The organism is Maricaulis sp., from assembly GCF_034670125.1.
GTDB lineage: Bacteria > Pseudomonadota > Alphaproteobacteria > Caulobacterales > Maricaulaceae > Maricaulis.
On the sequence record NZ_JAXMOC010000009.1, the window covers coordinates 39,541 to 61,353 of the forward strand.

Genomic DNA, 21,813 nt, shown 5'->3' on the forward strand with positions numbered 1-21,813 from the left:
CCGTGCCCGGCCTAGCCCGTCAGCCAACGCGCACGCAGCGCATCCCGCTCGTGCTCGGAGATGCCCAGATGCTCGCGAACATAATGATAGACACCGCCCATCACCTCGAAGGCCTGGCGCAGATAGTCACCATCGACACCCAGGAAAGTGCGCATCATGGCCGGTTCCATCGCCTGGCCGTAATCGGCCAGGATGCGTTCACGGATACGCGGGATGATGGCGTCGAAATCGACCGCCTGGTTGGTCATTTCATAGTCGGCGACAATCGTGTCGGCATCGACCCCCAACTCGTCGAGAATGATGGCGCAGAATATGCCGGTCCGGTCCTTGCCGGCGGCGCAATGGACCAGAAAACCGGCCTCGGCATCGCCGGTCGCCAGGGCCCGGTAAGCCTCGCGATAGACGTCCATATTGCCCGCTTCCATCGGAATGCGGCGATAGGCCGAGAGCATGTAGTCACGCACGCCTTCGGTCGTGTGAACACCAGTGCGCAGGAAGCGCAGATGCGGCGGTTCGCCGGTGTCACCCTTGTCGGAGGCCAACACGCGCGGTGCGATCGGGTCGGGCCAGTTGGACGGCTCATTGGTGCGTTCGCGCGGCTTTCGCAGATCGGCCACGACCTGGATCCCCAGCCCGCCGATATGATCCCAGTCAGGAGCACTGGCACGGGAGAAGTGGCCCGAGCGATAGAGCCCGTCCTTCACGCGCGCGCCATCCAGGCCGTCATAGCCGTGGAAATGCCGGAAATTGTGGACGCCCTCGAGCGATTTGATACGTGTCATATGTCGGAGGTACGCAATCGCAGGCAGGGCGGCAAGGGAGGCCGCCGACAATTTGCCATGCGACCAGAATGTCCCGCCACTGGATCAGCGCGTATCAACCCGCCTCCGGTTCGCGCAAATCATCTAACACACGTCGATAGTAGCTGATCAAAAAACGCTCTTGGGAAGCCAGTTCGGTGAAACCGATCTGCGTGAAGCGCAGGCTGGGGAGCAATGGCTGGGCGTGCATTACCTGAGGCCCCGCAAAAAGGAGTTCCACGATCTGGCGCCAGGTCGATTCGACACCGTAAGCCTGCATGTCATAGACCCGCGCCACCGCGGCGACGCGCTCATAGGGCAGGACATCCAATCGGCCGTGCTGTTGGGCGTGCTCCCAGGCGAAACGCGATAGGCCGGGCGGATTGACCCCACGAAACATCAGCATCATGAGATCATCAAACACCACACCTTCGGCCAGCTCCGGCGAGCTCTCGATCTCGGCCAGCCGCGCGCCAATGCGCTCGACCACCTCCTCGTGATAATCAACGACCGCTTCCAACGCCTCGATATTGGCTTCGATCTCGGCCACCACACGCCCCATCGCGGCCTCCGCCGCGCGCCGGTCGGCGACATCCTCGCGCCATTCATTGACGATGAAACCGAGCACGACCGCAAAGACGATCAGCGTGCCCTCAACAAAAGCCCGGCCGAACCAGGAGGGGAGAGAAGGCGTGCTGGCGGTCGACATGCGCGGGTTCCGGTATTGTTTCAAACGAGACTATGCAGAATTGCCGCCGGACAACAACAGGACGCGTGCGTGGTGCGTCCCTCTGTTTATGACGGTGAGCGCCGGGCCGGCGCCTTGAATATTCGCGCCCGGCGCGGAAACATCCATAGATCGCTTGTCAGCCAGCAGGCCGCATCCGCTTCTTGAGGTCAAGGGCGCCGCAGGCGCCGCTCCGCGGGCATGCCCCTTGAGCTCAAGAAGCGGATGCGGCGAACTCTCGGCAAGCGGTTTATGGGCAGGTGTGCGCCAAGGCGCTGGATTTTAACCCCAAAACCAGCCCCGTTTTCCTCCCCATGACATGGGGACGAAAAACACACCCCTACCGGAACGGCGGCTCGTCGAAACTCCGTAACTTGCGTGAATGCAAGGCCTCGCCCTCGTCGCGCTTCAGGATCTCGATGGTCTCGATCCCGGCGGCCAGGTGTTCGGATACCGAGCGCTGGTAGAAGAGGTTGGCGGCGCCCGGCAGTTTCAGCTCACCGTGCAGCGGCTTGTCGGAGACGCAGAGCAGCGTGCCATACGGAACGCGCAGGCGCAGGCCGTTGGCAGCGATGGTGGCGGATTCCATGTCAACGGCGATGGCCCGGGACTGGTTGATGCGTCTCGCTTGTGCGGCGTAGCGCAGCTCCCAGTTCCGGTCGGCATAAGTTGCAACCGTGCCGGTGCGCAGCCGCGCTTTCAGCGCTTCGCGATTATCGCCGGAGACCGAGGCAACGCCCTGTTCCAGGGCGATCTGGATCTCGGCGATCGGCGGGATCGGGACTTCCAGCGGCAGGTCCTCGTCCAGCACCGCGTCATAGCGCAGATAGGCGTGGGCGAGCACGTAATCCCCAAGGCGCTGCGAGTGACGCAGCCCGCCGCAATGACCGATCATCAGCCAGCATTGCGGACGCAGCACAGCGAGATGGTCGGTGATCGTCTTGGCATTCGACGGACCGACGCCGATATTCACCAGCGTGATGCCACGACCGCCCGGGGCGATCAGGTGATAGGCCGGCATCTGGAAGCGGCGCCAGGGCGCGCCTTCGACCACGGCATGGGCGTTTGGCGTCGACGCATCAACACGCACATTGCCCGCCGCCGAGAAGGCTTCGTAGTGATTGTCTTCCTTCAGCTGGCGGATTGCCCAGGCGGTGAAGGCATCGACATAGCGGTGGTAGTTTGTGAACAGGATGAATTGCTGCGTGTCTTCATAGGGCGTGCCGGTGTAGTGGCGCAGCCGTTGCAGCGAATAATCGACCCGCGGCGCCTCGAACAGGGAGAGCGGCTTGACCGCTTCCTGCTGCATCACCTTGAGCCCGTTGGGCAGGTCGTCATTGACCTTGGACAGGTCGGCATAGGGGAAATGACGGACCAGATCAGCCGGCGAGGCCGCGTCCATGTCCAGGTCATCGGCGCCGTCGAGCACATAGGAGAAGGGGATTTCCGTTTCTGACGGCCCGGTCTCGATGGTGATCTCGTACTGGTCGGCCAGCAGGGTCAGCTGCTCGATCAAATAATCGGCGAACAGTTCGGGGTGGGTGATGGTGGAGGCATAAAGCCCGGTATCGGTGAATTTGCCGAAGGCGCGACTGACCGGTGGCGGCGGGCCGTCCGGCTCATAGGTCACGCGCAGCTCAGGATAAACGAAAGCCCCCGACTTTCGCGTCGCTTCTGTCGGCGGCGGTCCGCCATCAAGAAAGCTTTTCAACGCGGTCTGGAGGCGTTCAACGGACGTCTGGTAGAGCGCTTCGAGTTGCTCCACCGCTTCAGCGGGTGTCTTTGCGACCTTATAGTCTTTTTTCATCGCCGCTCTCATGCCTGATTTTGCGCTCCGGATAAAGGGCAAACCCGCTTCCCGGAATTGCAGGCTGCCAAAACTCCATGACAATCGTAATCAGTGATTGGCCTTGCGGCGCCAAGCGGATATGCACGCGCGTTGCCCGGCAACGGCACCAGACTGGAGAATTCAACATGGAACATGCGCGAAATTGGGTCGTCCTGAAATTTGGCGGCACCAGCGTTCAATCGCTGGCTGATTGGCGTGTGATCTCCAAACGGATCGAAGCCGTTCGGGCGGAGGGCAAGCGCGTCTTCGTGGTGCACTCGGCCATCGCCACCATTTCCAACCTGCTCGACACGCTGGTCGCCCGCGCCATCGAGGGTGAGGGCGAAGCCGAGCTGGACACCATCAAGGCGCGCCATCTGGCGCTGGCCGACGAGCTCGGCGTGGACGGCAAGACCCTGCTGGCCGACCACTTCGACGCGCTGACCCGGTTGCGCGCCGGCCTTGCCCTGACCGGCGATGCCTCGCCGCGCCTGAAAGCGCGCATCATGGCCCAGGGCGAGCTGATGGCGACCCGGCTCGGCCAGGCTTGGCTGGCCCGGGGCGGTACCGACTCGATCTGGCTGGATGCGCGCCACCATCTTGCCGCCCTGTCCGCTCCGGGTGCGCGCGGTTATCTGGCGGTCGATTGTGAGCATGATCGCGATGACGAGCTGATACGCCTGTGCGCCGAGCTGCCGCCGGTCATCATCACGCAAGGCTTCATCGCCCGGCGCGAGGATGGCGACACGGCGCTTCTGGGACGCGGCGGATCGGACACCTCGGCCAGCTATTTCGCCGCCAAGCTGGGCGCCGAGCGGATCGAGATCTGGACCGATGTGCCCGGCTTCTTCTCGGCCGATCCGCGCCTGACCGGCGCCGCCCGCCAGATCCGCTCCCTCGCCTATGCCGAAGCCCAGGAACTGGCCTCGATGGGTGCCGGCGTGCTGCATCCCCGTGCCATTTCGCCGGTCCGCAAGGCCGGGATCGAGATGCAGGTGTTGTGCACCCACCGCCCGGAGATGTCCGGCACCACGATCTCGGTCAATCCGTCCGAGGATGCGCCGCGCCTGAAGGCCGTGTCGGTCAAGCAGGGCGTGCGCCTGATCACGCTGGAAACCGACGGCATGTGGCGCGCTTCGGGCTTCCTCTCGAAGGCCTTCGAACCCTTCTCCCGCCATGGAGTCTCGATCGACCTGGTCTCGACGTCGGAGACTTCGGTCACCGTCTCGCTTGACGACGATCCGGGCCTGACGCCGGACGTGCTCGGCGCGCTGGAAGATGACCTGGCCGGGATCGCCCGCGTCGAAATCATCGAGAACTGCGCCGCCGTCAGCCTGGTCGGACGCGGCGTTCGCGCCCTGCTCGCCCAGTTCGGCCCGGCCATGGAGGCCTTCGCCCATTATCCCGTCCGCCTCGTCTCGCAAGCGGCCAACGATCTCAACCTCACCGTCGTCGTCGATGGCGACCAGGGCAAGCCGCTGTGCCGGCGCCTGCACGACCAGCTGATCCAGCCACGGCCCATGGACAAGACGTTCGGCCCCTCCTGGCGCGAGATCGGTGAGAACCTGACCGAGACTTCACCGGCGGGCACCGGCACCTGGTGGCGGGCCAAGCGTCAGGCCTTGCTCGATCTCTGCCCGGTCGATGGTGCGACCTATGTCTATGATCTGGAGACCGTGAAGACGCGCGCATCCGCCGTTGCCGGGCTGAAAGGACTTGATCGCGGCTGGTATGCGATGAAGGCCAATGGCCATCCCGACATGATCCGCACCGCGGTTGAGGCCGGGCTGGGCGTCGAGTGCGTCTCGATGAATGAGGTCCAGGCCGCCCGCAAGGCGGTGCCGGACCTGCCCGTCGACCGCATCCTCTTCACGCCCAATTTCGCGCCAAGGGCGGAATACGCGCAAGCGCTGGAGATGGGTATCCACCTGACCCTCGACGGCCTCCACCCATTGCGCGCCTGGCCGGAGATTTTTTCCGGCCGCAAGATCACGCTGCGGATCAATCCCCAGCGCCCCGAAGGCCATCACAAGCATGTCCGCACCGCCGGGCCGGAAGCCAAATTCGGTCTGCATGCCGACGAGCTGGTCGAGGCGCGCAAGCTCGCCGCCGAGGTCGGGGCCATCATAAATGGCCTGCACGTGCACTCGGGGTCCGGCATTTCGGATCCGGATCACTGGCGCCGCGTCGGGCTTTTCCTGGTGGAGACGGCGCGCGACATGCCGGATGTCGAAATCCTGGATCTGGGCGGCGGTCTCTCGGTCGACGAAGCCTCCGGCGTGCGCCGGATCGACATGGCGGCGCTGGACCAGGTGCTGACCGACCTCAAAACGGCCCATCCCAAATACCAGCTCTGGATCGAGCCGGGCCGGTATATCTCGGCCGAGTCAGGCGTTCTGCTGGCCCGCGTCACCCAGCTCAAGCACACGCCGGATGCGCGCTTTGTTGGCATCAATACCGGCATGAACTCGCTCATCCGCCCGGCGCTCTACGGCGCCCGCCACGAGATCGTGAACCTGACCCGCCTCGACGAGGCACCCGCCTGGGTCGCCGATATCGTCGGCCCGATCTGCGAAACCGCCGACCGCCTCGGTGCCCAGCGCCTGATGCCGGAAACCGAGGAAGGCGATGTCATCCTGATCGCCAATGGCGGCGCCTATGGGCGGGTCATGGCGTCGAGCTATAATATGCGCGAGCCGGCGGGTGAGGCGGTGATCTAGGCGGTGATCGAGGCGCTGCCCTCACCCGTGCCGGCGCTTGTTTGACGGCCGAAACGGGTCCGGATGCTGGCATAAACCGTCAGGCCTGTGACCGTCAGGACCGGTGCCAGCAGCGCCAGCGGCGTGCGCAGGACGGGCGGCAGCACAGAATTATTGCCAAAGAAGAAGATGAAGCTGGCGATGAAGAGGGCAAAACCCATGCGCCAGACATGCCGGGTCAGGCGTTGGCGGTCATTCGCAGGTCCACGCCGCAGGGCGAAGACATCGATGCCCGCGATCCAGAACGCCACGCCACCAAGGCTGTAAAAAGCCACGGGCGGCAAGTCGTTCAATGTGCCCGAGGGCAGGCTGGCGACCACCAGGCCAGAGCCAACAGCCGCCATGGCGACCAGGGAGATCACGCCAGCGGCGAGCCGCTCGGCCCGGCCGGCGATCCGGGCGGCGGCCATCCAGCCGGTCGTCACGGCATGTCCGGCCAACAGGGCGAGAAAGGCCGTGAACAGGATCGAGCGGGACAGGCTCATATACAGGCCGCTGGCGCACAGGAGCAGCATGCAGACCACAAACACCCGCCCGGCCAGGCGATGAGGAAGACGGCCCTTGCGGGCAAGAAACGCCGCGCCGCCCGCGACAAGACAAATCACACCGACGAGGAAATGGAGCTGTCCGACAAGCGGCAGGTTGCTGATGGTACTGATCATGACGCCTCTCCCGGATGACGGCGTGACCGCTTGAACAGGGTGCGGACAAGGAACAACAGGATCAGCAGGGCCGTCAGCCCCTCGGGCGCCGACAGCAACCCGCTCTCTCGCACCGGCTCGGGAAAGACGCGGGCGCCCGGACCAGTAAAGAAGGAGCCGACGGCGATGAAATAGGCCAGACCCATGCGCCAGAGATGGCGGGCGATACGGTGACGCGGCGACAGCGGGCCGCGCACCAGCAGCGTCAGATCGGCGACTGCGCCCAGCGCCGACATCATGGCCAGCATTGCATAATCCTCACCGGCAAAGCCGAGCAGACGGCCGGTCTCTGTCTGCAGGGCCAGAACGGCCAGTGTCACCAGCCCGGCCGTACCGGCAAGGATGGCGACCAGGGCCGTCCACTCGAAACCACCGGGGCGACTGGTGCGCCAGCGCGCCGTCCGCCACCCGGTCAGAACCAGATAGGCGCCCAGCAGACCGGCAAACGCCGTGATCAGCAAGCGCTCGGGATCAAGCAGTCCGATCACGGCGCCGGACAGCGTCGTCGCCAGCATCGAGACCAGGAAGACCGTGCCCGCGGCCCGGTGCACCGGCTTGCCCTTGGGCGCAAGGAAGGCCGTCCCTCCCGCGCCGACACACAGCGTGCCGGACAGGATGTGAAACAGTGTGAGCAGTTCAGGCAACATGCTGGATTCCCGATTTTGGCTGTGTCAGAGAGCGAGGGGGTCAATCTGTCCGCGCGTGCACGATCCCGCGCCCCGCCCTGCAGGCGCGGACACCGGACATGTCCGGTCCAGCCGGTCCGGACAGACAGACGGACAGACAGACAGACAGACAGACAGAACCGAGCAGAGGCCATTGCCGACATGACCACACCCGCCGCCGTCGACTTGCTGCCGCTTGTTCTGGCCTCGGCCGCGACCGGACAAGCGCTGCTCGGCCTTCTGGTGGTGCTGACCGGCCAGTCCGGCGAATTGCCGCGACGCTGGCTCGCCGGCCTGTTCGCCATGCTGGCCATCCTCGCAGCCGGCCCGGTGATGGTCGCCATCCAGCCCGCCGGAATGACGCTGATGGCCGGCCTGGTACTGGTCGCGCTATACGCGTTACCGCCGCTGTTCTGGGGCTATGTCAGGGCGCTGACCCGACCGGGCAGGAGCGGCGGCGCGTCCCTCCCTGCCTGGCATCTGGCCGGACCGGGCCTGGCCCTGGTCAACGCCGTGCTGATCTGGACGCTGCCGGCGGGCAATGTCGAATTCATGCTCACCAGCGGAGACCTGCCCGGAGGGGCGCAGGCCGCAATGGCGGTTCTCGGCGTGTTTGTCCTGGTCATCGCCTGGAGTTTCGTGTCGGCCTTTTATGTCTGGCGCATCCTGGCCCGATTGCAGGCCTACCGCCGCGCGCTGCACGATCACTTCTCCAACACCGGGCGCCGCGAACTGGCCTGGCTGCGTGTCATGATCCTGGCGATCATTGTCGTCTGGCTGGCCATCATCGCCCTGCTTGTGTGGGACAATCTTGTCGCCAGCCTGGCAGTGCCGCCGGTCGTTGGCAGCCTCATCATCATGGTGCTCACGGCGATGCTCGCAGCCCGTGGCCTGTCACAATATCCAGGACTGGCGGCGGTCGAACCGGTCAACCAGGAGGCGGACATGGACACAGACGCCTCAGCCAGCGCCTCGGCGGCTGAAGCCGCGGATGAGGACGCGCGGCGGGCCAAGTACCGCAAATCAGCCCTTGAACCGGATCACGCGGCACGCATCGCGGCGCGGATCGAGGCGGCCATGACCCGGGATGCGCTTTATCTCGACCCCAACCTGTCCCTGCCCAAGCTGGCCAAGGCGGTCGCCGTGCCGGCCAATCTGGTGTCGCAAGTCCTCAACCAGACCCTCGACACGACTTTCTTTGATTACGTCAATCGCTGCCGGATCGAAGCGTCGCTGCCGCGCATCCTGGCCGGCGAGGACACCGTCCTGACCATTGCGCTCGATGTCGGTTTCAACAGCCGCTCGACCTTTTATACGGCTTTCAAGGCGGTCACCGGCCAGACGCCGCGGCAATGGCGTGCAAGCCGGAGCACTGGGCCGGGATGAGGCCATGCGGTCTGGCTTCCACCGTCAAACTTGTCTCCCCGTCATCCCGCGGTCACGACAACGTCGTGATCCGGGGGACCTCAACCATCCATCTGACGGGGAAGCGAAGGTCCCCCGGATGCCTGCTTTGCAGTCACCGGGGGATGACGAGAGTTTGGAGGGGAGGTGAAGGCGCGCGCGGCGCGGACTGGGCCATAAATCCCTTGCCGGGAGTTCGCCGTATCCGGGTCTTCAGCTCAAGGGTGAAACCGCGAAGCGGCGGCTGCGCCGCCCTTGACCTGAAGATCCGGATACGGCCCGCTGGCTGACAAGAGGTTTATGGAGGATTGTGCGCGTGGCGCCCTCATAGAAAAAGGGCCCCCGGCATCTGCCGAGGGCCCTCCGATACGGTCCGGGTGGCGACGAATTACTCCGCCGGCTCTTCCGTCTTCTCCGTCTTCATCTTGTCGAACATGCCCCACACGCCTTCGTCGCCGTGCCAGTCGCCCTTGGTGGCGCCCTTGGAGTATTCGGTGGCTCTGGCTTCAAAGAAGTTGGCGTGTTCGACGCCGTTGAGGATTTCCGACAGCCAGGGGAGCGGGTGTTCCTTGACGCCATAGATTTTGGGCAGGCCCAGCTGGCCGAGGCGCCAGTCGGCGATATAGCGGATATAGGTCTTGATATCGTCCGGCGTCATGCCTTCGACGTCACCGGCCTCGAAGGCGAGATCGATGAACTTGTCTTCCAGGCCGACCACGGTGCGGCAGCACTCGGTAATGTCGTCCTTGACCTCTTGCGTGAGGGCACCGGTCTCCTCGGCGAAGGCGTGGAAGAGCTTGATCATGCCTTCGCAGTGCAGGCTCTCGTCGCGGATCGACCAGGTCACGATCTGGCCCATGCCCTTCATCTTGTTGAAGCGCGGGAAATTCATCAGCATCGCAAAGGAGGCGAACAATTGCAGGCCTTCGGTGAAGGCCCCGAACATCGCCACGGTACGCAGGATGTCGGCTTCGTCCTCGACGCCGAAGCGCTGCATGTAGTCATGCTTGTCGGCCATGGCCTGGTATTCCATGAAAGCCGAGAACTCCGAGTCCGGCATGCCGATGGTCTCCAGCAGGAGCGCATAAGCGGCAATGTGGATCGTCTCCATGTTGGAGAAGGAGGCCAGCATCATCTTCACCTCGGTCGGGCGGAAGACGCGGCTGTAGCGCTCCATGTAATTGTCATTCACCTCGACATCGGACTGGGTGAAGAAGCGGAAGATCTGGGTCAGCAGATTGCGTTCGCCATCATTGAGCTTGGTCGCCCAATCCTTGCAGTCCTCGCCCAGCGGGACCTCCTCCGGCATCCAGTGGACCTGCTGCTGCTTCTTCCAGAAGTCATAGGCCCACGGATAGCGGAACGGCTTGTAGGAATGACTGGTCGTCAGGAGGCCCGGCAGGGTGTCGGTTTCAGTGGTCATGGTTTCGGCTCTCCTGCTTGGCGTCGGCAGCCTGGATGGCGCGCGCCCGAATCAATGCGATGAACACAACATATTGTGTTCGAGGTTTCCAAATCGTCTACAGCTTGATGACGCGCAGACGGATCCTGACTGTGGAAACTGCCCGATTCTCGAACGGGTGGGCAGGCTTGGAGTCATCACGAATTCTGTCAGGCAGAGGAACGCGGCCAACATGCAGCCCGGGATCTACCAGCGCCAGTTCACCGTTACGGCACCGAATTCCTCGGTTTCGTCAAATGAGCGGACGCCGGCGACATGGCGGTACTCGCGGCGCACATAGGCCAGCGACAGGTCGGCTTTGCCCATGCGCATGGCGATCCCGGCCTGGGCATCGCCAATCACTTCGCGCTGGGTGAAATACATGGCGTTCTGGAAGTCGACGCCTTCGGCCGGATTGTAGAGCAGGGCCCGGCGGTCGGCACCGGCGAACGCGTACCAGCTGGGACTGGCGGCCCGATTGTCCTCACGCAGGTATTGCCCGACCCGTACTTCCGCACCGGCGCTGGTCGCCGAGCCGTCCGGCCCGACGCTCACTGCGGCGCGCGGTGTAAAGCTGACATCCAGCTCCTCACCGGGGCCGGTCGACTGGAAGGACCGTTCATAGGCCACGGCGATGGTCGGCTCGCGCTGGCCGCGGTCAAGCACGACCGGCGAATAGCTGTCGCCCCGCGCGGCAAACAACTGGTGGGCGCGATCGCCGCGTGTGTCCTCGAGAACCGCGACCTCGATCACACCGGCATTGCCGAGGTCAATCCGGGTGGCGCCAGTGGGCGTCAGGCCCGCAAGCGGGTTGCCGCTGAACGGGTCGTCGCTCAGCGCCAGCGCCGACAGGGCCACGCGGGCCGCTTCGGGAGACAGCGGACGCACGTCGCCATCAATGGCGATCTGTTGTTCGATCATCTGCGAGGACGAGGCCCAATCGGACGCAGCGTCACCCGGCTGGGTCAGCACCCACGACACACCACCGAGCGCAACCAGCCCGGCCGTCATGATCTGTGATGTGCGCCCCAATCGCATCCCGCGTCTCCCCTTGGCGCGACCTTGGGCAATCTGCGGCACCAACGCACGCTGATTCACCCTTGAGGCGAAAAGGTTAACGGCGCCGGTGATCCGGGTCCATCAAAACGCTTGCTGCAATGCGAGATCACGGCCGCCGGATATGAAAAGGGGCGCCTTGCCGCGCCCCTTTTCTGCCGGCCCCTCCCCCTCGAAGCGACCGGCGATAATCCGTCATTCCCGCCTTCCGGCAGGCGAACCTACTGGCAGGCGAGGCATTCCTCGTAATCGGTCGGGGCGGCCTCGGCCATCGAGGCCTCGGCATCCGACTTTTTCTCGGAGCCGGCATAGGCGGCGCGCTGGATCGACTTGGAGCGGCAATAGTAGAGCGATTTCACGCCCTTCTCCCACGCCGACCAATGCAGCATGTGCAGGTCCCACTTATCGACATCGCCGGGCAGGAAGATGTTGAGCGACTGCGACTGGCACACATAGGGCGTGCGGTCGGCGGCATGTTCGATCACCCAGCGCTGGTCGATCTCGAAGGCGGTTCGGAAAGTCGCCTTCTCGTGCTCGTCGAGGCAATCGAGGTGCTGGACCGAGCCCTCGGCTTCCAGGATCGACGCCCACATGCCAGGCGTGTTGAGGCCCTTGGCTTCCAGAACCGCTTCCAGTTGCGGATTCTTGACCGTGGTCGAGCCGGACAGGGTCTTGTGGGTGTAGACATTGGCCGGGATCGGCTCGATGCCGGCCGAGACACCGCCACAGATGATCGAGATCGACGCCGTCGGTGCGATCGCCAGCTTGTGCGAGAAGCGGGCCTTCACACCCGAGGCTTCGGCATCCGGGCAGGCGCCGCGCTCCTCGGCCAGCTTGACCGACGCGGCATCGGCGGCGGTGCGGATATGTTTGAACAGCTTGAGGTTCCAGGACTTGGCCATGGCGCTCTCGAACGGCGCATTCATCTGCTGCAACAGGGTGTGCATGCCCATCAGGCCCAAGCCCACCGAACGCTCCTGGATGGCCGAATAGACGGCGCGGTCCATCTCTGCCGGTGCGCGGTCGATGAAGTCCTGCAGCACATTGTCGAGGAAGCGGTAAATGTCCTCGATGAAATCGGGATTGTCCTTCCACTCCATGTATTTCGCCGCATTGAGCGAAGACAGGCAGCAGACCGCCGTGCGCTCCTTGCCGTTCTGGTCGAAGCCGGTCGGCAGCATGATCTCGGCACACAGGTTGGATTGGCGCACCTTCAGGCCCAGCTTGCGCTGGTGGGCCGGCAGGGCCCGGTTCACCGTGTCGGAATAGATGATGTAGGGCTCGCCCGTCTGCAGGCGCAGCTCGATGATCTTCTGCCACAGCTTGCGGGCATTGACCGTCTTGACGACCTCACCGGATTTCGGGGATTTCAGTTCGAACTCTTCATCATCACGGACGGCTTCCATGAAGGCGTCAGAGATGTTGAGGCCGTGATGCAGGTTCAGGGACTTGCGGTTGAAATCGCCGGACGGCTTGCGGATCTCGAGGAATTCCTCGATTTCCGGATGGTGGATGTCGAGATAGACGGCGGCCGATCCGCGGCGCAGCGAGCCTTGCGAGATGGCCAGGGTCAGGCTGTCCATCACGCGGATGAAGGGAATGATGCCCGAGGTCTGGCCGATCTCGCCGATCTTCTCGCCGATCGAGCGAACATCGCCCCAATAGGTGCCGATCCCGCCGCCATTGGACGCCAGCCAGACATTCTCGGTCCAGGTACCGACAATGTCGTCGAGGCTGTCGCCGACCGAATTCAGGAAACAGGAGATCGGCAGGCCGCGATCAGCGCCGCCATTGGACAGGACCGGCGTCGCCGGCATGAACCAGAGCTGGGAGATGTAATCATACAGACGCTGGGCGTGCTCGGTATCGTCGGCATAGGCCGTGGCGACGCGGGCAAACATGTCCTGATAGCTTTCGCCGGGCAGGAGGTAGCGGTCTTCCAGGGTCTTCTTGCCGAATTCGGTCAGGAAGGCGTCGCGCGAACGGTCGATGCGCACGCTTTCAACCACGCGCAAATGGGTGGCGTCGGCCGCCGGTTTGGACGTTGTGGACTTGGGCTTGCCACGACGGGTCGTGGAAACGGTCTGCCGGGCGCCGTCCGGTGTCTGTTTGGCGGCTGTATCCAGTGGCGTCATGGTAAGTCTACTCCCCAAGCCCGAGGCAAAAAATCCCTGCTGCGACAGCCCCAATGCTGCGCACCGAACCAACCCAAAGGTCGTATGAAAATCTGTATAGTGTGCCGCTGTCGCCAGCCGACCCAACATATAGTGGATCAATGCCGGGGCACTGGTCAACGGGGAGAATGATCCTTGAGCGGATTTTTTGGTTAACAAGCCGCTAATAAGATATGCGCCCCGTCACACATCGTTAACGGGGCGCATCTGCGTGTCCAACAAGGATTAACAGCGGTTAACCCCGGCTCATTCCAGATTGAGCAGTTCCGGATCTCCGCCCTGTGCCGCAATATTGATGGTAACCGTCCGCTCACCCGCAAAGCGATGCAGATAGTGCGGTCCGCCCGCCTTGGGACCCGTGCCAGACAAGCCCTCTCCGCCAAACGGCTGGACCCCGACAACGGCCCCGACCATGTTGCGGTTGACGTAGATATTGCCCGCCGGAACCAGCGACTGAATTTGCCTGTGGAAAGATGACAGGCGCGAGTGGATGCCCAGGGTCAGACCATACCCCTTGTCGGCGAGCTCGGCGGCAATGGCGGTCAATTCCTTGCGCTTGTAGCGAATGACATGGAGAATCGGGCCGAACACCTCGCGCTCGAGCAGGTCCAGCGACGGCAGCTCCACAAGGGTCGGACCAAAGAAGAAGCCGGTGTCGAAACGCTCACCGACATCGATCTGCTTGATGATCCGTGCGCCGGCCTCCATCCGCTCGACATGGCGCAGCAGGATCTCGCGGGCCTCATTGTCGATCACCGGACCGACATCGGTCGCCGGGTCGGTCGGGTCGCCGATCTGCAACTCGTCCATGGCCCCGGCCAGCCCCTCGATGATCTCGTCCGCCGTGTCCTCCGGCAGGAAGATCACACGCAGCGCCGAACAGCGCTGCCCGGCCGACCCGAAGGCGGAATTGATGGCATCATCGATGACCTGCTCTTTCAGGGCTGTCGTATCGACAAACATGCCGTTGAGACCGCCGGTCTCCGCGATCAGGGGCGCGATCGCGGTTTCACGGGCGGCCAGCGACCGGTTGATCAGGCGCGCCACCTCGGTCGACCCGGTAAAGGCGACACCGGCCGTGCGCGGGTCTGTGGTCAGCGCCGCACCGACAATCTCGCCGCGCCCGGGCAGCAGGTGCAGCACATCGGCCGGCAGGCCGGCTGCGTGGAACATCTTCACGGCTTCAAAGGCGATCAGCGGCGTCTGCTCGGCCGGTTTGGCGAGCACGGTATTACCGGCCGCGAGGGCGGCAGCGACCTGGCCGGCAAAGATCGCCAGCGGGAAATTCCACGGACTGATGGTGACGAAGACACCGCGCCCCTTCATGCCCAGGTGATTGGTCTCGCCCGCCGGTCCCGGCAGCCGCACAGCGCTGTCGAACTCACGCTCGGCCTGGGCTGCATAATAACGACAGAAATCGACCGCCTCGCGAACCTCGGCAATGCCGTCGGCGAGGGTCTTGCCGGCCTCGACCGCCATGATCGCCAGCAACCGGTCCATGTCCGCTTCCATGGCATCGCCCATGGCGCGCAGGATGGCGCCACGCGCCCGTCCCCCGCGCTGGTCCCAGCCTGGCTGGGCCGCGACCGCACTGTCAAAAGCCGTATCGACATCCTCGACCGAGGCGTCGACCACAGACCCGACCTGACGCGCCATGTCGACCGGCGACATAACCTGGTGGGCGGCGCCATCGACCGCGTGTCCGGCGACCAGGGGTGACGCCATCAGCTGGTCTTCACGGTTGAACGCCTCGAGCGCCCGCGCCACCCGATTGCGGGCGGCCGCCTGGGCCAGGTCCAGCCCGTCGGAATTGGCGCGCTCCTCGCCATAAAGGTCGCGTGGAAGGGCGATCTTTGCGTGACGGTTTATGGTTTCGGCGGCTTCGAACGGACCACCGGCGACCTGCTCCACCGGCACTTCGGGATCAAGGAAGGAGTGGACGAAAGAGGTGTTGGCGCCGTTCTCGAGCAACCGCCTGACCAGATAGGGCAGAAGGTCCTCATGACTGCCGACCGGCGCGTAGACGCGAACCGGAATGTCCGGGTTCAGCTGGCCGTCGGCGTCGTAAAGGGCGTCGCCCATGCCGTGCAGACGCTGGAACTCGAACGAGTCGACACCGGCCTGCTGGGCCAGTTCACGAACAGCGGCGAGCGAATGGGCGTTGTGGGTCGCAAACTGGCCATAGATCGCATCGGGCGCGCCCAGCATCACCCGGGCGCAGACGAGATAGTTCAGGTCGGTCGCCGGCTTGGTGGTCCAGACCGGAAAGTCCGGCCAGCCATTCTGGTGACCGAACTTGATCTCGCTGTCCCAATAGGCGCCCTTGACCAGACGGACCATGAAGCGGCGCTCGCTGGCCCGGCCCAGCTCGATCAGGGTCTCGATCACCCGGCGGGCGCGCTTCTGGTAGGCCTGCACGGCCAGGCCAAGACCGTTCCAGCCGGCCAGTTCCGGCGCCCGGGCTAGCTTGTCGAGCAGTTTCAACGACAGCACCAGCCGATCGGATTCCTCGGCGTCGAGGCAGAAACTGATATTGTGGGACTTGGCCGCGACCGCCTGTTCGAGCACCAGCGGATACAGCTCCTCCAGCACCCGCTTTTCCTTCACCGCCAGGTATTTGGGATGGAGGGCGGAAAGCTTGACCGAGACTCCATGGACCCGCTCGACCGGTCCGTCCTCGCGAGCCTTTCCGACCGCGGCGATCGCTTCCAGATAGCGCTTGTGATAGCGCGCCGCGTCCTTGGCCGTACGGGCGCCCTCGCCCAACATGTCGAAGGAGCACAGCTCTCCCTCGCCCTTCTTGGCTCGCTTGAGGCCTTCCTTGATGGTCCGGCCGAGAACGAATTCCTCGCCCATGATCCCCATGGCGCGGAAGACGGCGGCACGGATGACCGGTTCGCCCATTTTCTGGGTCAGCTTGCGCAGATAGGTGCCCGGACTTTTGCGGGCCTCCGGTTCGACATCGATGATATTGCCGGTCAGCATCAGCCCGAGGGTCGAGGCGTTGACCAGCCAATTCTCCGACCGTCCCATGTGCTCCGACCAGGCACCGTCGGATATCCGTTCGGCGATGAGCTTGTCGGCGGTCGCCGCGTCAGGCACGCGCAACAGGGCTTCCGCCAGGCACATCAACGCCAGGCCTTCGCGGTTGGAGAGGGTGAATTCCTGCAGGAAGCTGTCCATCAGCCCGCGCGCCCGCGACGACTCGCGGGCCGTCCGCACCAGATCGATCGCAGCCTGGCGCACGCGTTCCCGGGCCGCTTCATCCAGCCCGGTTGCGGCTGCCAGGTCGCGGACAGCCGCCGTCTCGTCGGCGAATTTCACCGCATCAAGATCATCCCATCGCATCATGTCTCGGGCCTGGACATTCATGGCGGAAACTCCCTGTTGGGCAAGTGATTGGCGCGGACAATGGTATGGCGTTTTGACAAGAGCAAGCGAAGTCTTCCGCTCGTCTGTCTTCGGGCCCACATGCCTTGGGCGGGGCAAACAGCGCACGCCCTTCGACTTGGAGACAATCATTGCGTGGCGACCGGTTCAAGCCCGCCCGGATCACAAATTTCTTGCCCGCCGGGCCATTCCCGGCGGCGAAGTCTCCCGGTTCCGGCGGCCTGCTTTTTCACAGCCCGGCACGGCAACCGCTTTCTTCGCTTCAAGCCGCGACATTCGCCGCTATGCTGACAGCTGACTTTGTGACCCCGTTCCGCTACATCCGCAGCGCAACAACCGGAACTGCCCGGCGCCTCGTGCGCCCGACCCGACACAGGATGCCATGACCGACGCCACCAAAACCCCGTCCTCTGACACCGATCTCGAAACCGATCTGGATACGGATACCGAAATCGAAACCGGCAATGGCGGCGATGAACGCCCGCAGCGTATCATGCTGGTCACCGATGCCTGGGAACCACAAGTGAACGGCGTCGTACGGACGCTGTCCCGAACCGTCGAAGAAGCCCGGGCCATGGGTCACCAGGTCGAAGTGATCCATCCCGGCCTGGGTTACAAGACGATCCCGATGCCGACTTATCCGGAGATCAAGTTGGCGCTTGGTGCGCGCAAGGACATTGCCCAGCGCTTCAAGGCCTTCGAGCCGGAAGCGATCCATATTGCCACCGAGGGTCCGCTTGGCATGGCGGCGCGGCGCATCTGCGTGAAGTGGAAACTGCCGTTCACGACCAGCTACCACACCAAATACCCTGAATACATCAATGCCCGCTTCCCCTTTGTTCCGGTTGGCCTGGGCTATGCCTTCATGCGCTGGTTCCACAACGCCTCTGGACGGGTGATGGTCACCACGCCGTCCATGCGCGACGATCTCGCCGGGCGCGGCTTCAAGAATCTCACCGCCTGGGCCCGCGGCGTCGATATCGAATTGTTCAACCCGGACAAGCGCTTCATCGGCGGCGAAGACGTCTATGCCGGCCTCGAACGCCCGATCTACGTCAATGTCGGCCGGATCGCGGTCGAGAAGAATATCGAGACCTTCCTCAAGCTCGACCTGCCCGGCACCAAGGTTGTGGTCGGCGACGGTCCGCAGCGCGAGGAGTTGCAGGAACGCTATCCCGACGCGGTCTTCCCGGGACCGAAATTCGGTGCCGAGCTGGCGCGCTGGTTCGCCGACGCCGACGTCTTCGTCTTTCCCAGCTGGACCGACACGTTCGGCCTGGTCAATCTGGAAGCGATGGGCTGCGGTACGCCGGTCGCGGCCTTCCCGGCCCATGGTCCCAAGGACATCATCCCGGGGTCGGGCGGCGGCTTCATCAATGACGATCTGCGTCAGGCCTGCCTGGACTGTCTCGAAATCAAGCGGGAAGCCCCGCGCGCCCACGCTGAAAAGCATTCCTGGCGCCAGTGCGCGATCGACTTCATCACCAATCTCACCCCGCACCCCAAACCCGAACGCCGCCGCTTCTGGCGCCGGCTGCGCAAGCGCAAGACGCTGTACTAGGGGTTAGTCGCCGCCCCGGTCCAGGTCCGCTGAATCGATCTCGTAGTCGAGAATGTCAGCGGGCTTGCATTCGAGCACCAGGCAGAGCCGGGACAAGGTGTCAAAGCGGACTCCTCGCACATGTCCGCGTCGCAGCAGCGACAGCTGGGTTTCGGATATGCCGATCTGTTCGGCGACATCGCGAGCGCGCACCTGTCTTCGGGCGAGGACAAGGTCAAGTGTGACGCGGACCGGCATCAGACGAATCCGTCCAGATGCGTCTTCATCACCGCCGCGCGACGCGCCAGCATGACCAGCGCCAACCCCACGAGGGCGATCGCCAGCGCATTAACATCAAGCGCGAACTCAACTCCGCGCATCTGCGTAAAACCATTGCCGATCAGGTAGATGAGGCCCGGCTGAACAATCACAACTGCCACCGCACCCAGCATTAGGGACGCGCCCATGGCCTGAAGACCCCGGATCATCGCCTCGTCGAACGCATTCCCTCGGTCGAGATCGGCGAGGACATTGGCAACGGACCACACAGCCCACAGAAAGAAGGCCGGCGCAATCAGGCCAACCAGTCCAGCGGCCATCCGGGTGCCCACCCCGGGCCCCGGTGATGACAGGGCCGACAGATCGACCTGGCCAGCGAACAGGACGAGCCCGAGCCCGCAGACGCCGACGCGAATGAGAAGCGGGGTGGACAGATTTGGCATGCGAAACCTCCTCGCAGAAAATTTAATCCGGAGGTCAATATATTTAGGTTTTAATTAAAATCAATCTACAAACAAAAAAGGGGGCGGCACTAGGGCCGCCCCCTTGATAGCAATCGAGAAGCGAGACCTATTCCGGCGACTGGGTCATCGCGGTCAGGTTGACGGCGGCGTCGCGGGTGGCGTCGCGGTCGGCGTCGGGCAGCGGGATCAGGCCGCGATCGGTGAGATAGCCGAACTCGCCCCAGGAATCCTCGGAGGTAAACTCTTCGACATAGCCGGCCAGGCCCGGGATGATCGCGGCATGCTGGTTCTTCACGTAGAAGAAAAGCGAGCGCGAGACCGGGTAACTGCCATCGGCAATGGCTTCGAATTCAGGTGCAACACCGTCGATCGAAACAGCCGAGATCCGGTCGGAATTCTGGTCGAGGAAGGAGAAGCCGAAGACCCCGAAGGCGGTCGGCGTGTTGACCAAGGTCTGGACGATCGCATTGTCATTCTCGCCGGCATCGATCCAGGCGCCGTCTTCGCGGATGCGGCTGGCGATCTGCTCGAAGCGGTCGCGGTCCGTGTCGCGCAGCGCGTCCATGCAGGCGATATGGCGGGCGCCGTCCTGCAGGGCGAGCTCGACAAAGGCGTCGCGGGTGCCCGAGGTCGGCGGCGGACCGAACACCTCGATGCGCTGGCGCGGCAGCGACGGGTCGATATCGGACCAGCGGGTGTTCGGATTGGGGATAAAGCTGGAGCAGCTCTCATCGGCCGGGACTTCGGCGGCCAGGGCCAGCCAGACCTGGTCGAGCGTCATGTCGATATCGGCCACACCGCGATCGGCAGCGCCGATGACAATGCCGTCAAAACCGAACCGGACCTCGGTGATCTCGCGCACGCCATTCTCCTGGCAACGCTCATACTCCGATCCCCGCATTCGGCGCGACGCGTTGACGATGTCAGGGTGTTCGGTTCCGACGCCCGAGCAGAACAGGCGCAGCCCGCCACCGGAACCGGTCGATTCGACGACCGGGGTCGGCTGTCCGGTCTTGGCACCGAAGCTCTCGGCGACCGCCGTCGAGAAGGGGAACACCGTCGAGGAGCCGACGATGCGGATCTGTTCACGCTGTTGCGCGTCTGCGCCGCCAGCGACCATTGCCACCGCAAGGGCGGCTGCGAGTTGAGCTTGGAGTTTCATGTCTTCAATTCCTTGCCACTAAACGATACGGGGCCGGTCAAGCCGCACCCGGGTTGATCAGAAGTCCCACTGCAGTCGAAGCTGTGCGCCCGACACGTCGGTGTCGGCTGCGCCCGGAACAGACAGCTGGCCGTCAACGAGATTGGCCATGATGCGAACATGGTCTTCCAGATACCAGTTCACGCCCAGGGTCCAGTTCGTGAGTTCGCCCGCCGCCACACTGTCGAGGTCGGCACGGTCGTAGCGCACCGCCACTTCCCAGGCACCGGCACCGCCTTCGGAAACGGTGGTGGTCGGACGGGTGCGGCCGAACTTGCCGGAGCTGGCCGAGTAGGAGCGCGTTTCGCCGGTAATGAACCAGGCGAAATTGATGTATTGAGCGCTGAAATCCGGGTCACCGGTCGGGCCGTCCAGGGTCTGGTTGAACCACTCGGCCTCGACGTGGAATGGACCATTCACGGCGGCGAATTCCAGGCCCCAGAAGAAGGACGTTTCGGCCTCGCCAAGCGGCCGGCCCGGACGGAAGTCCGCCGTTACGACGCGGTCTGTGATGTGGGTTTGCGGGCGGACGCGGATGCGGGTACCGGCATCGCCATAATCCATGTGGCGGACCGATGCTCCAAGATGCACAGTGGCATCATTGGTGTTGAAGGTCCGGGTCGCGCGGGCCGAGATGGCCGAGCTATCATCGAGTTCCAGCGACTGGGACAGGTCGCCCGGGCGGCCGCCATAAACACCGGCACTGAGCGAGTAATTGTCGCCACCGCGCGCCAGAGTTACACCGACGCGGCGATCCAGGCCGAACAGGTCGGTACCCAGGCCGCGTTCCATAAAGGTGATATAGCGCGACGAAGTCAGCTCCTCGATCGAATTGGTGGTCTTCATGTGACCGACCTTCACGTCGAACAGGTCGGCGTCGAAGGTCAGGTAGACGTCGTTGGCGCCAATGGCTTCATTGATCCAGTCGAACTCGGCCACATAATCAACGCCACCAAACGACCCCGTGACGCCCAGCCGGGCGGTGCGGATTTCGCTGTCGGAGTAGTCGGTTTCGACACCGGCGGTGTCGAAGGTGATGTCGCCATAATCGAGGAAGACCCGGCCCCGGAAGGTGAAACTGTCACCACTATGCGGATTGGACCAGGACGGCACGCCGTCAAATTCCCAACCACCCGCCTCCTGGGCGGAGGCTGTGGGCGTGGCTGTGGCGGTAGCGATAAGGGCAGTGCTGGCAGCCAAGAAGGTGCTCGCAAGAAGACGTCGGGTCACGATGTTATTCCTGATCATCAGGACGCCGCATTGTTTCGCGGTGTTGCAGGCACAAGGCTTTGCAGCGGCGTCGGTTGCTTGGGACTTTTGCTACGGTTTCGCGTTTGATGGTTCGCGAGAACTCGTAGTTCGACTCGATGACAGTTTTGCTACG

Annotated in this window: 16 protein-coding genes; 3 read left to right on the forward strand and 13 right to left on the reverse strand. The window is 63.8% G+C overall.

All coding sequences use genetic code 11. The annotated features are described in order from the left end of the window. Positions 1-11: 11 nt before the first annotated feature. The 3 genes from VOI18_RS13745 to VOI18_RS13755 all read right to left on the reverse strand — a co-directional run bounded on the left by VOI18_RS13745 (position 12) and on the right by VOI18_RS13755 (position 3,334). The gene (locus VOI18_RS13745) at positions 12-782 is read right to left on the reverse strand and encodes a tyrosine-protein phosphatase (protein WP_323762987.1); all 771 of its coding nucleotides are present in this window, start codon (positions 780-782) and stop codon (positions 12-14) included. A 94-nt stretch (positions 783-876) separates the two neighbouring features. After that, a complete protein-coding gene (locus VOI18_RS13750) occupies positions 877-1,509 on the reverse strand; it encodes a hypothetical protein (RefSeq protein WP_323762988.1) in 633 nt (210 codons plus the stop codon). Positions 1,510-1,867: 358 nt separating this feature from the next. Then, positions 1,868-3,334, reverse strand: a complete 1,467-nt coding sequence (locus VOI18_RS13755; protein ID WP_323762989.1) for an AMP nucleosidase — start codon at positions 3,332-3,334, stop codon at positions 1,868-1,870. A gap of 167 nt (positions 3,335-3,501) precedes the next feature. On the opposite strand from VOI18_RS13755, the gene VOI18_RS13760 reads away from it, so the two are divergent. After that, complete coding sequence (locus VOI18_RS13760) at positions 3,502-6,075, forward strand: bifunctional aspartate kinase/diaminopimelate decarboxylase (protein WP_323762990.1); 2,574 nt, start codon at positions 3,502-3,504, stop codon at positions 6,073-6,075. Here VOI18_RS13760 and VOI18_RS13765 read toward each other — a convergent pair. Both VOI18_RS13765 and VOI18_RS13770 read right to left on the reverse strand, forming a co-directional pair. Continuing rightward, positions 6,072-6,776 carry a hypothetical protein gene (locus tag VOI18_RS13765; RefSeq protein ID WP_323762991.1) on the reverse strand — a complete coding sequence of 235 codons (705 nt, stop codon included), beginning with the start codon at positions 6,774-6,776 and terminating at the stop codon, positions 6,072-6,074. The genes VOI18_RS13760 and VOI18_RS13765 overlap by 4 nt on opposite strands. Then, positions 6,773-7,462 carry a hypothetical protein gene (locus tag VOI18_RS13770; RefSeq protein WP_323762992.1) on the reverse strand — a complete coding sequence of 230 codons (690 nt, stop codon included), beginning with the start codon at positions 7,460-7,462 and terminating at the stop codon, positions 6,773-6,775. The genes VOI18_RS13765 and VOI18_RS13770 overlap by 4 nt, the downstream gene beginning before the upstream one ends. A 180-nt stretch (positions 7,463-7,642) precedes the next feature. Here VOI18_RS13770 and VOI18_RS13775 point away from each other — a divergent pair, with 180 nt between their 5' ends. Beyond that, positions 7,643-8,866, forward strand: coding sequence for a helix-turn-helix transcriptional regulator (locus tag VOI18_RS13775; RefSeq protein WP_323762993.1), 1,224 nt, complete (start codon positions 7,643-7,645; stop codon positions 8,864-8,866). Positions 8,867-9,272: 406 nt separating this feature from the next. On the opposite strand, the gene VOI18_RS13780 is transcribed toward VOI18_RS13775, so the two are convergent. The 4 genes from VOI18_RS13780 to putA all read right to left on the reverse strand — a co-directional run bounded on the left by VOI18_RS13780 (position 9,273) and on the right by putA (position 16,927). Then, positions 9,273-10,307, reverse strand: a complete 1,035-nt coding sequence (locus tag VOI18_RS13780) for a ribonucleotide-diphosphate reductase subunit beta (protein WP_323762994.1) — start codon at positions 10,305-10,307, stop codon at positions 9,273-9,275. A gap of 225 nt (positions 10,308-10,532) precedes the next feature. Continuing rightward, on the reverse strand, positions 10,533-11,363 hold the full coding sequence (locus tag VOI18_RS13785; RefSeq protein ID WP_323762995.1) for a lipid A-modifier LpxR family protein: 831 nt from the start codon (positions 11,361-11,363) through the stop codon (positions 10,533-10,535). Between the two features lie 239 nt (positions 11,364-11,602). After that, a complete protein-coding gene (locus VOI18_RS13790; RefSeq protein WP_323762996.1) occupies positions 11,603-13,516 on the reverse strand; it encodes a ribonucleoside-diphosphate reductase subunit alpha in 1,914 nt (637 codons plus the stop codon). A 285-nt stretch (positions 13,517-13,801) separates the two neighbouring features. Then, positions 13,802-16,927, reverse strand: a complete 3,126-nt coding sequence (putA, locus tag VOI18_RS13795) for a bifunctional proline dehydrogenase/L-glutamate gamma-semialdehyde dehydrogenase PutA (RefSeq protein ID WP_323762997.1) — start codon at positions 16,925-16,927, stop codon at positions 13,802-13,804. A gap of 511 nt (positions 16,928-17,438) precedes the next feature. Between putA and VOI18_RS13800 the strand changes: the two genes are divergently transcribed. Beyond that, entirely contained in the window at positions 17,439-18,506 is a 1,068-nt protein-coding gene (locus VOI18_RS13800; RefSeq protein ID WP_416374889.1) for a glycosyltransferase family 4 protein, read from the forward strand. Positions 18,507-18,509: 3 nt separating this feature from the next. Here VOI18_RS13800 and VOI18_RS13805 read toward each other — a convergent pair whose 3' ends face one another. The 4 genes from VOI18_RS13805 to VOI18_RS13820 form a co-directional block, all read right to left on the reverse strand. Then, complete coding sequence (locus VOI18_RS13805; RefSeq protein ID WP_323762999.1) at positions 18,510-18,743, reverse strand: helix-turn-helix transcriptional regulator; 234 nt, start codon at positions 18,741-18,743, stop codon at positions 18,510-18,512. Further along, entirely contained in the window at positions 18,743-19,207 is a 465-nt protein-coding gene (locus tag VOI18_RS13810) for a hypothetical protein (protein ID WP_323763000.1), read from the reverse strand. The genes VOI18_RS13805 and VOI18_RS13810 overlap by 1 nt, the downstream gene beginning before the upstream one ends. A 127-nt stretch (positions 19,208-19,334) precedes the next feature. Then, the gene (locus tag VOI18_RS13815; RefSeq protein WP_323763001.1) at positions 19,335-20,390 is read right to left on the reverse strand and encodes a substrate-binding domain-containing protein; all 1,056 of its coding nucleotides are present in this window, start codon (positions 20,388-20,390) and stop codon (positions 19,335-19,337) included. Between the two features lie 57 nt (positions 20,391-20,447). After that, positions 20,448-21,659: an OprO/OprP family phosphate-selective porin gene (locus VOI18_RS13820; protein ID WP_323763002.1), complete on the reverse strand. Its 1,212-nt coding sequence runs from the start codon at positions 21,657-21,659 to the stop codon at positions 20,448-20,450. Between the last annotated feature and the right edge of the window lie 154 nt (positions 21,660-21,813).

What these genes read in the sequence shown, in the direction of transcription:
- VOI18_RS13780 (WP_323762994.1), bottom strand. Translation starts at nt 10,307, where the DNA reads ATGACCACTGAAACCGACACCCTGCCGGGCCTCCTGACGACCAGTCAT.
- VOI18_RS13790 (WP_323762996.1), bottom strand. Translation starts at nt 13,516, where the DNA reads ATGACGCCACTGGATACAGCCGCCAAACAGACACCGGACGGCGCCCGG.
- VOI18_RS13800 (WP_416374889.1), top strand. Translation starts at nt 17,439, where the DNA reads ATGCTGGTCACCGATGCCTGGGAACCACAAGTGAACGGCGTCGTACGG.
- VOI18_RS13770 (WP_323762992.1), bottom strand. Translation starts at nt 7,462, where the DNA reads ATGTTGCCTGAACTGCTCACACTGTTTCACATCCTGTCCGGCACGCTG.
- VOI18_RS13765 (WP_323762991.1), bottom strand. Translation starts at nt 6,776, where the DNA reads ATGATCAGTACCATCAGCAACCTGCCGCTTGTCGGACAGCTCCATTTC.
- VOI18_RS13755 (WP_323762989.1), bottom strand. Translation starts at nt 3,334, where the DNA reads ATGAAAAAAGACTATAAGGTCGCAAAGACACCCGCTGAAGCGGTGGAG.
- VOI18_RS13815 (WP_323763001.1), bottom strand. Translation starts at nt 20,390, where the DNA reads ATGAAACTCCAAGCTCAACTCGCAGCCGCCCTTGCGGTGGCAATGGTC.
- VOI18_RS13775 (WP_323762993.1), top strand. Translation starts at nt 7,643, where the DNA reads ATGACCACACCCGCCGCCGTCGACTTGCTGCCGCTTGTTCTGGCCTCG.
- putA (WP_323762997.1), bottom strand. Translation starts at nt 16,927, where the DNA reads ATGAATGTCCAGGCCCGAGACATGATGCGATGGGATGATCTTGATGCG.
- VOI18_RS13760 (WP_323762990.1), top strand. Translation starts at nt 3,502, where the DNA reads ATGGAACATGCGCGAAATTGGGTCGTCCTGAAATTTGGCGGCACCAGC.
- VOI18_RS13745 (WP_323762987.1), bottom strand. Translation starts at nt 782, where the DNA reads ATGACACGTATCAAATCGCTCGAGGGCGTCCACAATTTCCGGCATTTC.
- VOI18_RS13785 (WP_323762995.1), bottom strand. Translation starts at nt 11,363, where the DNA reads ATGCGATTGGGGCGCACATCACAGATCATGACGGCCGGGCTGGTTGCG.
- VOI18_RS13750 (WP_323762988.1), bottom strand. Translation starts at nt 1,509, where the DNA reads ATGTCGACCGCCAGCACGCCTTCTCTCCCCTCCTGGTTCGGCCGGGCT.
- VOI18_RS13805 (WP_323762999.1), bottom strand. Translation starts at nt 18,743, where the DNA reads ATGCCGGTCCGCGTCACACTTGACCTTGTCCTCGCCCGAAGACAGGTG.
- VOI18_RS13810 (WP_323763000.1), bottom strand. Translation starts at nt 19,207, where the DNA reads ATGCCAAATCTGTCCACCCCGCTTCTCATTCGCGTCGGCGTCTGCGGG.